Source organism: Cupriavidus sp. H39 (assembly GCF_050271075.1).
GTDB lineage: Bacteria > Pseudomonadota > Gammaproteobacteria > Burkholderiales > Burkholderiaceae > Cupriavidus > Cupriavidus necator_B.
The window spans coordinates 305,227-317,676 of record NZ_CP189846.1 but is presented as its reverse complement, the minus strand read 5'-3'; the positions used below and the strand labels follow the sequence as shown (position 1 = coordinate 317,676).

The window sequence follows — 12,450 nt, the reverse complement described above, 5'->3', positions numbered from 1 at the left end:
AAGCCCGACCAAACATGACTGCCGCCAAGATCAAGGTGCTCTGCGTGGATGACTCCGCGCTGATCCGCAGCCTGATGACGGAGATCATCAACAGCCAGCCCGACATGGAAGTGGTCGGTACCGCGCCCGACCCGCTGGTGGCGCGCGACCTGATCAAGCGCCTGAACCCCGACGTGCTGACGCTCGACGTCGAAATGCCGCGCATGGACGGCCTGGACTTCCTGGAGCGGCTGATGCGGCTGCGGCCGATGCCGGTGCTGATGGTGTCGTCGCTGACCGAGCGCGGGTCCGAGATCACCATGCGCGCGCTGGAGCTGGGCGCGGTGGACTTCGTCACCAAGCCCAAGCTGGGCATCCGCGATGGCCTGCTCGAATACACCGACACCATCGCCGACAAGCTGCGCGCCGCGTCGCGCGCGCGCGTGCGCGCGGCAACGCCAGCGGCCGCGCCGTCCACCACCGGCACGGCGCCGGTGCCGATGCTGCGCAGCCCGCTGCTGTCGACCGAGAAGCTGATCATCCTGGGCGCCTCCACCGGCGGCACCGAGGCCATCAAGGAATTCCTGATGCCGCTGCCACCCGACAGCCCAGCGGTGCTGATCGTCCAGCATATGCCGGCCGGCTTCACGCGCTCTTTCGCGCAGCGGCTGGACGGCCTGTGCCGCATCACGGTCAAGGAAGCCGTGCATGGCGAGCGCGTGCTGCCGGGCCATGCGTATATCGCGCCGGGCGACTCACACCTGCTGCTGGCACGCAGCGGCGCCAACTACGTCGCGCACCTGTCGCAGGAGGCACCGGTCAACCGCCATCGCCCGTCGGTCGACGTGCTGTTCGATTCGGCCGCGCAGCATGGCGGCAAGAACGTGATCGGCGTGATCCTGACCGGCATGGGCAAGGACGGCGCGCGCGGCATGCTGCGCATGCGCGAGGCCGGCGCCTACAACCTGGCACAGGACGAACAGAGTTGCATCGTATTTGGCATGCCGAAGGAGGCGATCGCCGCCGGCGGTGTGCATGAAGTCGTGCCCTTGCCGGCGATGACCCAGCGCGTCATGGCGCGCCTGGCCACCTACGGCACGCGCGCGCAACGGGTCTAATCGAGCCGGAAAGCCGAAACAACAAAGCCGGACCCACAAGCCATCACTGCATTTACTGGAGTCTTTAAAGTGGACAAGAACATCAAGATCCTGGTCGTGGACGATTTCCCGACCATGCGCCGGATCATCCGCAACCTGCTCAAGGAGCTGGGTTTCGTCAACGTCGAGGAAGCCGAGGACGGCGCCGCCGGCCTGGAAAAGGCCAAGGACGGCAGCTTCCAGTTCGTGATCTCCGACTGGAACATGCCCAACATGGACGGCCTGTCCATGCTGCAGGCCATCCGCGCCGACGCCAACATCGGCAAGATCCCGGTGCTGATGGTGACCGCCGAGGCCAAGAAGGAAAACATCATCGCCGCGGCCCAGGCCGGCGCCAACGGCTACGTGGTCAAGCCGTTCACGGCCGCCACGCTGGACGAGAAGATCACCAAGATCTTCGAAAAACTCGGCGGCTGAGGCGGAGGCGCGTTTGTCATGACCCCCACCCTGAGCAACGACTCCGCCGAACAACTGATCCTGCGCATCGGCAACCTGACGCGCATGCTGCGCGACAACATGCGCGAGCTCGGCCTGGACAAGGAAATCGAGCGCGCCGCGCAAGCCATCCCCGACGCGCGCGACCGCCTCAACTACATCGCCGCGATGACCGAGCAGGCCGCCGAGCGCACGCTCAACGCGGTCGAGCTGGCGCAGCCGATCCAGTCCGACATCGAACAGCAAGCCGAAACGCTGGACAAGCGCTGGGCCGCCTGGTTTGAAAAGCCGGTGGAACTGGCCGACGCCCGCTCGCTGGTAGTGGACACCCGCGCCTTCCTGTCTGAGGTGCCGGGCCAAGCCCGCGCCACCAACAGCCATCTGCTCGACATCATGATGGCGCAGGACTTCCAGGACCTGACCGGCCAGGTCATCAAGAAGATGATGGACATGATCCGTGCGCTGGAGCAGGAGCTGCTGCAGGTGCTGATCGACAACGTGCCATCCGAGCGGCGCGTGGAAGCGCCGGCGCCGTCGACGCTGATGAATGGTCCGCAGGTGAATCCGGAAGGGAAGCCGGATGTGGTGTCGGACCAGGCGCAGGTGGATGATTTGTTGGCTAGTTTGGGGTTTTGAAGCTTGATTAGCCTGCGGCATTTCGCGATGCCACGTGTTTTCTCCCCTCTCCCGCTTGCGGGAGAGGGGCGGGGGTGAGGGCGGGCGCATCCACGGAGTCAACCGCATCAACACCTGCGCACCCGCTTCATCCCGGCAATTCGACGCTGAACGCTTTTTAAGAGTTTGCCCATACTCGCGCTTGCTGCATCTCTTCATACTGGGCTCGTCGCTGCGTCGTAGCGACCGGGTTTAGCAGCCTGAAAGAGAGAGCCGAACGTTCGCCTTCCGGCGGTATCCTTACGTTCGTGCCTGCGCACGCCCCTTCTTTGGGCGGGCCCTGGCAGGGGAGCCTTCGGGCTCGCCGGCTCTCTGCTCTCTCCCGGTCTGCTAACCCTGCCTTGCGCCCGCCCACCCCAATCAGCACCGGTGTATGGACCGGGGACATAGGTAACAGGTGTGCCAGGACATGGGTAACACTTTTCCCGCTTAGTCAGCGGGAGGACAACGTTGCCCTGGAGCCAAACCACCGTGAAGCAGCAAAGAGAAGAGTTCGTCCGCCTGGCACGCCAGGCGGACGCCAATATTGCGGAGCTTTGTCGCCGCTTCGGCATCAGTCGCAAGACCGGTTACAAGTGGTTGAACCGAGAGGATGTGGACGACCGAACACGGCGGCCACATAGCTCCCCCCGGCGAACTCCCGCTGCAGTTGAAGAGAGCGTGCTGGCGATAAGAGCCGAACATTCCGCTTGGGGCGCCCGCAAGATCGCACACGTGCTGGAGCGCGACCACCGCGTCCAAATCGCTCCCAGCACAGTCAATTGGGTGTTGCGCCGCCATGGCTTGATCGATCCGGCCGCCAGCGCGGCCGCTACAGCATGGCAGCGCTTCGAGCACGACCGGCCCAATGCACTATGGCAAATTGACTTCAAAGGCCACTTCGCCACCGACACGCAGCGGTGCCATCCGCTCACGGTCTTGGACGATCACTCCCGATTCAATGTGCTGCTCAGGGCCTTGGGCAACGAACAGTTTGCGTCCGTCCAGGAAGCGTTAGAGAAGGCTTTTGCGCGCTACGGGTTGCCCGAGCGGATCAATGCAGACAACGGCCCGCCCTGGGGTTCTCCAGTGCCCCGTGCATTAACCACGCTGGGCGCTTGGCTGATTCGCCTAGGCGTGCGGCTCAGCCATAGCCGACCTGGCCATCCTCAGACCAACGGTAAGGACGAGCGCTTCCACCGAACCATGCAGGCGGAGTTGCTGGCCAACCAGCGCTTCCGGGATCTGGATGATGCGCAGCATCACTTCAGCCATTGGCGCCACGTGTACAACTTCAAGCGCCCACATCACGCGCTGGATATGGAGACACCCGCAAGCCGCTATGCGCCTAGTCCACGGGCGATGCCGCGCGAACTCCCACCTATCGAGTACGGCAGCGATGACATCGTGCGAAAGGTAGGCGACGGTGGGCGCATCTGCTTCCGAGGAAAGACGTTCCGGGTCGGACGAGCCTTGATCGGAACGCCTGTAGCGCTGCGCCCTCGCGTGGACCTGGACGGTACCTTTGACGTCTACTTCTGCCATCAAAAGGTGGCCACCATAGACCTACACTTGGCCGATTAAACTGGAGACTGGACTGTTACCCATGTCCCGGCACATGTGTTACCTATGTCCCCGGTCTATACACACCGGGGGAGCGGGACTGAACCTGTTTGGATAGGGGGCATTCCCATGCTTCAGTTCTTACTTGCCCATTCTGGGCGATTGGCAATTTCCAGTACCTTCACAAAGCAGCAGCGCGCGCATGCCGCGTATGTGGAGGTGCGTCATGTATAGCCATAGTCATCACGGTATTACGGCGGAACACAATGGTGTCGACATGCTCGTCACCGCTCACACCCGCGGGGAGAATCCGCTAAGTCTTGCGGTGCAACGGGCGGCGCAGCTTCATGGGCTATTGCTTATGGCTAGTGAGCATGGGGCTGTTAGTTTGGAGGCGGTGGATTTGGAGCAGGGGGTTTGGGAAAGTTTGCTTTCCCTTGCGGCCACGCTGGCGCATGAGACGCAGGTTTTGAGTGAGTTGGCGGTGGTGGAGAGGCAGGGGTTGGGGGTTGAGTGATGGCGGGTGGGGCGGCTGCCCTGTAGTCGGCTGCCGCCCCATCCCGGAAGCCTGATTCCGGGGGGCGCAGAACGACCCGTCGCCGTCATTTGCTAGCTATCCGGGAGTGATCAAATCTTGAGCCTAGTTTGCCGTTAGAGTTAGCGTTTACCGACGATAGGATCTTGTGCTATTCCGGGGTCGCCATCTGTCCGAACCGGTTCAGAAAATCGAGTAGATGCAACAAATCTCCAGGAATTGTTTCCCGCGAGAATTGATTAGCAATAACTCCGTCAGTCAGTGTTACCCCACAGGATTCTTGTAATTGGCGATTGAGATTGGCGAGAATCTCCTTCCCGGGGACCATGGCTTCGCGCCCTCCCATCTGCGACCACCTAGTTTCGAACTCCCTAGATAGCTTTGCGTTAACGGTCGCTGAATCCAAATTACCAGCGGTACGCTTCTTGAAGTCCGAATAGCGGGCAAGTAGCTGGGCAAAAACATCGTGGCGCACTTCTTCCATATCGGCATCGAGTAAGGCATTAATATTCGGAAGCGTGCCAGCGGCTTTACCCGATCTTCGCTCCTTCTCTCGCAAGCGAGCCTGAAGCGCTAGAGTAAGTGGCTTTTCTGTGAGTAAGTAGTTTTCGATTTCCTTGCGCTTATGTATATGCACATGAAATCCATTCTCCTTAAGCTCTGTCTCGATCTCAAATATTTCTTCGTCGCACCGGTAATCGCGATCGAGAATTACGGACCTCAGTACCTTCCCTCCGACTGTCTTCTCGATGCCAGCAGCGAGATCGATTGCCCGCCGAGGATTGAAACCTTCTGTCTGGATTACTGCGAAATCGCTCCGGTTTGCCAGTCTTTGCATTCCCAGAGTTCGAGCGAGTGGAGCAAGAATCTGAAAATCCAAACCTTCCACGAAAACGGCTCGTCGAGTTTTTGCAAGCTGCGTCAAGGTCGGATTGAGGTTCGATCCCAGGGCTGAAAAAACCCGCTTTAATTGAGATACATCTCGAACTCGACTAGCTGAGTTCTTTCGCTTGTTGACGTTTAGGAGGCTGGTAGGTTCGCATTCTGCGATGATCTCTGTCGAGTGAGTTGCTAAGACAATATCTGGGCCGAGCTCCCGTAACAAGGAGACCAACTGTCTCTGAAGATCAGAGTGGAGGTATATGTCCGGCTCATCAATAACAAGGAGGCTGGCTGATGAAGACTTCACAATAAAAGTCAACATTTGGCACCAAACTTGAAACCCGTAGCCGGACCAACAAATTTCGCGAGGAAACCGTTCCTCTGGACAGAACATTAGGAGAAATCTACCGTCGTCGCTCAATTCAGGTCGTTCGATGTCCATCCCTGGCCAGGTTGATTGCACTAACTCGCGAAATTTGGAAAAATCCTCCGGATAGTGATGCCAAATATTTCGAAAGTTCCGCGATGCACCACTTGCGAGCAAGGCTTTTCGCGCAGCTTCCTTTTGATACCGGGGCTCGTGCTGCTCCACGGGGCCGAGAATTGGAACAAATCCAATATCTAAGTCGTATGCACTCCGAAACTGACTGGGACTTCGAATCGCGCCACTTTTTGGCTCGGCTACCAGAATACAGAGGCCTCTCTCCGGAAAATGCAAATACAAGAGGTTTTCATTGGATAGACGAAAAACGATAGTCGCAGCACGACTGTCGTCATAGTCATGGAAGATATTCTCAGAAGCGACAGGCAGTCCATCAAGATTAATTTTGTAGCCCTGCAAGGCGATGCCATCGACAGTGACTCGTTCCGGATTCTTCGTGCGAGCTTTCCGTAAGCCTTCATGCAGAATCCGGAAGGCGCCAACAATTGTGGATTTTCCAGAATTATTTGGGCCAGCCAGAACATTGAAATCCTGGAGATTTAAGGAGAAGGTCTTGAATGCTTTATAATGAGTAAATCTTACAGAAACGATTCTCAATGAAGCCATAATTCACTCGCTCTTAGTGGGTATGGCGGTAACGGAACATTACCGGGATTTCGTTAGGTTTGATGCCTCGTTCGAGAGATGGTTGGTTTTCTCAGAACAAACATCACAACGGACGGCGTCTGTTTTGGGCATGACGGTGCTATGTTAACTTTGCAGATCGGGCGTCCACTCCACCTGCAGAGCGGCTGATGCCCATGCCTATGAGCGACGGAACTGGCTGATAGCCTAGTCGTAGCAATCGAGACGATCATCTGCTTATGCCACGCAGCCGCCTTTCTTCAAGCTCAGCTTGTAGTTCTCTTCCTCTAGCTTCGGCCTCCGGCGTTGGGTCGGGAAGGTCTTCGAACCAAGGCACCCAGCGTTCCGCTAAGGCTCTCAGCGAAATCTCGTCTGACCGGCCACGATGGGCCAAGGAAAGCGGGATACTCATGAATCTATGTCGTCGAAGATGCTTCGTGTGCCTTGTGGCTTGTCTTCGACCGTCGCTGCGTCGAGCGAACGGGAGGCGGGTTCTGGACGTTCGCGGTCGTTGTCGGTGATCCAGTCCCGTGCCCGGTCAATCTCGCGCTCAATGAGTTGGCCGGCCTCGCCATCTTCACCGAAGATGTCCATCAGCGTTTTGAGGCCCTCGAACAGGTGATCCAAGTGTTCCTCGGCAGGTTCATTTCCACGATAGCTTGCTTGCTCTCGTTGTCGCATCTCGTCCAGGTGAGGGACCAGCATGGTACGGACTGTCGCGACAAGCGCGTCGAATTCCGCTGGAGTGAACACACTGCGAATGCCCTCGCTGCCTAATGCGTACACATCCTCACCACTGACGGCGTATTCGCTGACCACACGAACGAAGGTCTTTCTGTCTTCCTCGGGCAAGAGCCCTAGCTCATGCAGGCGCACGGCGAGGTCCACTTCCGAGGACCACATCAGTCGCAAGCCTGGTTGACAAACGCTGCTGACCAAGCCCTGGTTTGCTTCCAGGTAGAGCGTAAGGAACTCTTTCGAGCATCGGCGGGTTAGAAATGCATGCAGAGATCGCTTCGCACCCCAAGTCGCAAGATACTGGGATTTGTATTTCTCGCTGGCGGTGAATTCGCCTAGCCGCGCGATCATCTGCGGATACAGAGACTTGGGTACCGTCACGGCTCGTTCTATGCCGACATCGCCGCAGGTCACCTGCTCAATCAAGTTCTCGGTGGCGCTTCCTAGCAGGAAAATGCCCAAGAGATCTGGGCTTCTAGCCAGGGCCAATGCGAATGTGTCGCCGATCGTCGGATGTTTGAATCGCCATACGGGATCGCCGTCCACCTGCTGGTGGACAACGAGGCTGCCATTCAGTGCTTCGAGTGCCGTGATGCACCGGCCTAGATTGCTGCCTAACCTGCGCAATGCGTCCTCTTCCGTGTCCTGCAGTGAAATCGGACTTTCGAGACGATCCTTCTTCATGTAGATCAGCGCGAGTGCAGCCATACTATCCTGGTCCAACCCATCCAGTACTTCTTGAAGCAGTTGCTCGCGCTTCTCCACGAAGCGCTCGAGGCTGTACGGCGCGATCCTGAGCGTCTTGGTGAAGGCGGGATCTGCGAGCCGTCGGGCGATCTCCGGAATAAAGCGGGGATGAGCAGCCACGGAACGAAGGTGAGGTTTGATCGCGGCCCTGAAGGAAAGGGGTTGCCCTCCGAGTTTCAGGTGGTTGTAAAGGATCTGCTGCCGCTCCTGGGTAGACAGGTCGTGAACGTCGATAACAACTTGGCTTTCATTGAATAATGGGAAAGCGCCTTCCTTGAGGTCACGTCTGGCACGTCTGTAAATATAGTCCCGGGACGTCATGACGATCTTGGCCCCATGGCGGAGCATTGTCCGGACCTGAGGCAAGATGCGGTTCCATGAGTGAGCCTGTGACGACTCATACTGCATGATGCCGAAGGCGTCATCCACCCAGAAGAACTGGGACGGCTCGCCAGGGTTCCATCGCTCCTCGACCTTCGTCGGGTCACTAAGCTTCAGCACTAAGGAGTTCCATTTGTCGGCAGCGGCCATGGCCAGCATGGAGGCAATGGTCGTCTTGCCGGCTGCGGGCTCGCCAATCAGCAGTACGAACCCGTGCTCATTCAGGGCATGGACCGCTTTCCGATAGGAGGCCGTCAGTACCACCTTCGCGAGATCTTCGCGCATCGACTCCAGCACTGCCCGCGCTTGGGCGTAGGCGCGCTCGTCCAGTATCTGACTCAAGTCGCCGAGCCCGTAGAGGCGGGGGACATGGGTGCGCAGATCCGATCTTTCTCGAATCTGCTGATTGATCCAGGTCGATCCGAAGACAAGGGTATGCTTAACGCCGGCCTGTGACAGCCGCTCCTTGACTTTAATCGACTGTGCGCCGGATACCCCGGCATTTGTCATCAGCACATAGACATCACACCTGCCCGCTGCGACGAGCTTCTCAACCTTCTCGATTTCGTCCTTGATGTCGGATGGCTTGAGGTTGTGCCTGGCATCCGCCGTGAACTTGCACTGAATGACAAATTGGCCAGAGTAGAGTTGCCCCGGCGTCGGCGTCCACTGACCAGAAAATGCCCCGTCCTGGCCAGCGTCGTTCGAGTCGAGGAATGACTCGACCGTTTGCCCGAGGATTTCGCGGCAAATCGTATGGCATAGCTGCTGAAAACTGTTCCACCCCAGGCGGTGAAGTTCGTACATAGGGATTGCGTCCAACCTCTGCGGAGGGCGCCTTTGCATCGAAAGACTGTCGGCTGGCGTGACGACAGGCTATTGGGCAAGCGCGATCAGGTGTTCCATGACTTCTTTGAGTTCCGAGCTTTCGACTCCTTCGTTTCTATACAAAGAGCACTGGAGGATCCGCTCAGCCGTCATGCTTGGCCAGAATCGGTTGATTACTTCGTCGGGTTTCATGCCGACGGCATTGCCGATGATTTTTTTCGCATCACACGTGTCGGTGAAGGCAACCCTCACGCCGGTCTCGGCAAAGATCAGGTCCGGACACAGGTAGTTTTCGATCTCGCGCCGCCGGGTGGCGTAGAACGGCCGACCGCGTGACTCCACCTCCTGCTGGCGCTTCTTGATGGACTTGACTTGTGCCGGGTCGCCACCGATATCGGAGTCAAGGAACACGCACCACGGCAAGCCGAGATCGTCCGCGAGATTCAAGGTCACCCAATGCTTGACGCTCCCACATCCACCAATCAGGATGGGCACCACACCAACGTCCTCGAGATTGGCGGCGAGATGGCCGCCATCTTTCAGAGTTCGAGCAGCATGGCGCAGGAAAGTCACATCGGACGAGCCTTCGACCAATACGACACCTTTCGCTCGCTCCATCCCACTTTCTGGCAGCACGCCGAGGCTCTCTGCAGCTTCCCTGAGAACGCCTGGATCGGGGGTTTTGACGATGGGAATGCCGTTGGCATCTTTGGTAACGTATCGAAGACCGTCGATTGGAATGAGGCCGGCCAGCGCGGGCACATGGGTGGTGACGATGATCTGACGATTTGGCTGATTAGCCAGTGCCAGGAGCGCCCGCATCAGCATCATCTGATAGTTGGGATGCTGGGAGGTTTCAGGCTCTTCGATGGCGTAGATGACATTGCGCGATGAACCAGCAGCGGCCTTCTCGGCTTCGGCGCGGAAGAAGTTCAGCAGGATCAAGCGCCGTACGCCGCTGCCGCGCTTATTGATCGGGATGCCGTTCTCTCCGTCGAGCGTGAAATTGAATGTCCACTTTGGCTTCTCTTTGAAACGTGGCTTGAGTTCGTTGGCCAGTTCAGGTGCCATCTCTCTCAGTTTGTCAAGGGTCCGGGCCGCGACGTCCATGACGCTGGCCTCGATCGTCTGTTCCAGCGCGTTGATCTGCGCCTGTATCGCAGCTTGCGCTTCTTTTACAGCTTGCTGGAGCGGATTCTTGGCTTCTGCATCCCCGTCGCTGCTTTCCCTATCGGCTTTGAAGAGAGCAAACGTTGGGAGCAGGTCTTGGAGCTTTCCCCAAATCGTTTTGCTTTCTGTAGAGAATCCTTTCTCGACGTCAAGGAGCGTCTGTTCGCAGGCAATGGGTTGGGCGGCGTTGCGAATAGCCTGGCGCCACAACGATGCGACCCGCTTGTCGGGGACCGCAGTCTCCACATCCCGATCTTTTCCCAACTGCTTCAGTTCAGCCATCTTCAGGCTTAGTAACGTGCCGAGTACCCTGTCCGAGGGGTGATCGCAGCGAATAGCCGTACGCTCGAGCCTGCCGGTGTTGGCTTTGTAGACTTTAACAATCTCTAGATTGCCATCTACGTTAAGCAGATACTCCTGAGACAGCGTGGTCTGGGCGTTCTCGTCGAGAACCAGTTTCTCGGGCAAGTCTTCAAACACACAAGCGATCTCGAAGTGGTCCACGCCTTGCAGGGCGGCAAAGCAATTCATGTCATTCTTGTCCGGCTTGACATTCTCGTTTTCGAAGAAAATCGCCAGCCCTTCCAGAATGGTGGACTTTCCATAGTCATTCCGACCAACGATGCCCGTCATGAATTCGTCGATTGGAATGATGGCGGTAGACTGATATCCGCGAAAATTTGTCAGCTTGATCGTCTTTAGACGCATGTGAGATGTCTCCTCCCCAGAGAATTGGAGCATGCCACGAAAGCTATAGGAATGCACCGCCTCATCGCGGGGGCGAGGGGCTTGACATGGATGGTGGCACCAACAGCATCTGAGCGGAACCATGTCTGTCATACTCTTTGGCGGGCTGCAAGGAAAGACGACGCGTGCCATACCGCCAAAACTTGGATAGGGATTAGGCTAGCTGTGCAGATCATCTATCTTGACCAGAATAAATGGATCGAACTGGCCCGATTACATAGTGGTCGGGCACATAGCCCGTTGTTGCGCGAATCCTATGAGCGTCTGGCGAATGCCGTCGATCTTGGAGACGCCCTGTGCCCGCTCTCAGCGGCGCACATCATCGAGACGTCAAAGCGCAACGAACCGATTAGCCGCGGTCGGCTAGCACTGGTCCAGGCCAGGCTCAGTCGCGGCTTTGTCTACAGAAGCCGGCGAGGTCGGCTTGGCGTCGAGTTACGACAGGCCATTCACCGGCTATTCCAGGAGCCTGCTCCTGAGCTGAATCCGAACTGGGTAATTGCACAGGGGTTTCTTCAGGCCTTTGACCCGATGGACGAGTTGGCGGCGCCGCAAGCCGATATCGAACGGGTCCGTCGCCTTAATCGGCATTTCGATCCGGCCGAGGTATACGTCGATTTTATGGTCAATCAAGATGATGCGAGTCGTCGTCGAGCCCACGAGAATCTTGATCGACTCGGACGGGATCTGATTGCGCGGATCGAGATCCGTCGAAGCCAGCTATCGGGAAGTTCGGTAGATCTCAGGCGTCGGGCGTATTGCGCGCAATTGTTCCTCGATTATCAGGACCTAATGCTGCAAATCCTTGAGGAAACCGGCCATACCCTGGCGGAGTTGCGATGTCTTGGCGACGCGGCCGTGCGATCTCTCGTAGAAAATGTGCCCAGTCTGCACGTCGAAGCCGAGATGGCGGCGCGAATCGAATCGAAAACCGGGAGGCTGAGCCAGAATGATCTGTTCGATCTGCAGGCCTTTTACACGGCTATTCCCTACTCCTCTGGGGTGATCGCCGAGAAGGCAGCGATATCCCGGGCGGAGCAGGCGAAACTGGGGCAGCGATATGGCGTTTGGCTGTCCCGCTCGCTGACGGATGTTCTCGACAGGCTCCGTTGACAGTGTCGTACGTGAGGAACGCGCCGTACTGGGGGACTCGACGCGGCATTTATGCGAAGGGACGGGCGCGGGCCGTCTGCGGTTGATGGCGGATCGAGGGTCGGTCGCCCGATGCCCGGACGGAACGTGGGCGATTTTTTGGGCGCGCGGTGAGCGGGAGGCGGTCGGCGCCACGCGCAGAGAAGGGGGCTCAGAAGGCCAGTGTCCCGAATTCAAGGTGTGGCACATCGACTATAGGCCCGCATCAAATTGCCTGGGGGCTGGCGGAGCCGTTGTCTCGCGCGGGCAGGATCCTCGCCCATAATCCGTTTAGCTGACAAAGGCTGACCCAACTCTTTTCGCGTCGCTGAGCCCCTTGTATCACGACTTCTCACCGATTTTGAGAAGTCTCGACCTCAGCATCAGGCGCCTGCGCTGGCGGACTGTTCGGTACCCCGCAAGAAGATTAGCGAGCA

Annotated in this window: 9 protein-coding genes; 6 read left to right on the top strand and 3 right to left on the bottom strand. The window is 58.0% G+C overall.

Annotated features, from left to right (window positions below; genetic code table 11):
- The first annotated feature begins 14 nt into the window (after positions 1-14).
- The 5 genes from ACOCMH_RS01865 (at position 15) to ACOCMH_RS01845 (ending at position 4,305) form a co-directional block, all read left to right on the top strand.
- Entirely contained in the window at positions 15-1,097 is a 1,083-nt protein-coding gene (locus ACOCMH_RS01865) for a protein-glutamate methylesterase/protein-glutamine glutaminase (RefSeq protein ID WP_427307486.1), read from the top strand.
- 69 nt (positions 1,098-1,166) lie between these two features.
- A complete protein-coding gene (gene cheY / locus ACOCMH_RS01860; RefSeq protein WP_018004712.1) occupies positions 1,167-1,553 on the top strand; it encodes a chemotaxis response regulator CheY in 387 nt (128 codons plus the stop codon).
- A gap of 18 nt (positions 1,554-1,571) precedes the next feature.
- The gene (gene cheZ / locus ACOCMH_RS01855) at positions 1,572-2,207 is read left to right on the top strand and encodes a protein phosphatase CheZ (protein ID WP_171518278.1); all 636 of its coding nucleotides are present in this window, start codon (positions 1,572-1,574) and stop codon (positions 2,205-2,207) included.
- Between the two features lie 489 nt (positions 2,208-2,696).
- Positions 2,697-3,809, top strand: coding sequence for an IS481 family transposase (locus tag ACOCMH_RS01850; protein ID WP_427307485.1), 1,113 nt, complete (start codon positions 2,697-2,699; stop codon positions 3,807-3,809).
- Positions 3,810-4,014: 205 nt separating this feature from the next.
- The gene (locus ACOCMH_RS01845) at positions 4,015-4,305 is read left to right on the top strand and encodes a hypothetical protein (RefSeq protein WP_427307484.1); all 291 of its coding nucleotides are present in this window, start codon (positions 4,015-4,017) and stop codon (positions 4,303-4,305) included.
- A gap of 169 nt (positions 4,306-4,474) precedes the next feature.
- Here the strand turns inward: ACOCMH_RS01845 and ACOCMH_RS01840 are convergent, their stop codons facing one another.
- From ACOCMH_RS01840 to ACOCMH_RS01830, 3 genes are all read right to left on the bottom strand, one after another.
- The gene (locus tag ACOCMH_RS01840) at positions 4,475-6,253 is read right to left on the bottom strand and encodes an AAA family ATPase (protein WP_427307483.1); all 1,779 of its coding nucleotides are present in this window, start codon (positions 6,251-6,253) and stop codon (positions 4,475-4,477) included.
- A 426-nt stretch (positions 6,254-6,679) separates the two neighbouring features.
- Complete coding sequence (locus tag ACOCMH_RS01835) at positions 6,680-8,944, bottom strand: hypothetical protein (RefSeq protein ID WP_427307482.1); 2,265 nt, start codon at positions 8,942-8,944, stop codon at positions 6,680-6,682.
- A gap of 69 nt (positions 8,945-9,013) precedes the next feature.
- Entirely contained in the window at positions 9,014-10,843 is a 1,830-nt protein-coding gene (locus ACOCMH_RS01830; RefSeq protein WP_427307481.1) for an AAA family ATPase, read from the bottom strand.
- A 204-nt stretch (positions 10,844-11,047) separates the two neighbouring features.
- Here ACOCMH_RS01830 and ACOCMH_RS01825 point away from each other — a divergent pair, with 204 nt between their 5' ends.
- A complete protein-coding gene (locus tag ACOCMH_RS01825; RefSeq protein ID WP_427307480.1) occupies positions 11,048-11,995 on the top strand; it encodes a hypothetical protein in 948 nt (315 codons plus the stop codon).
- The last annotated feature ends 455 nt before the right edge of the window (positions 11,996-12,450 follow it).

What these genes read in the sequence shown, in the direction of transcription:
- ACOCMH_RS01835 (WP_427307482.1), bottom strand. Translation starts at nt 8,944, where the DNA reads ATGTACGAACTTCACCGCCTGGGGTGGAACAGTTTTCAGCAGCTATGC.
- ACOCMH_RS01865 (WP_427307486.1), top strand. Translation starts at nt 15, where the DNA reads ATGACTGCCGCCAAGATCAAGGTGCTCTGCGTGGATGACTCCGCGCTG.
- ACOCMH_RS01830 (WP_427307481.1), bottom strand. Translation starts at nt 10,843, where the DNA reads ATGCGTCTAAAGACGATCAAGCTGACAAATTTTCGCGGATATCAGTCT.
- cheZ (WP_171518278.1), top strand. Translation starts at nt 1,572, where the DNA reads ATGACCCCCACCCTGAGCAACGACTCCGCCGAACAACTGATCCTGCGC.
- ACOCMH_RS01840 (WP_427307483.1), bottom strand. Translation starts at nt 6,253, where the DNA reads ATGGCTTCATTGAGAATCGTTTCTGTAAGATTTACTCATTATAAAGCA.
- ACOCMH_RS01845 (WP_427307484.1), top strand. Translation starts at nt 4,015, where the DNA reads ATGTATAGCCATAGTCATCACGGTATTACGGCGGAACACAATGGTGTC.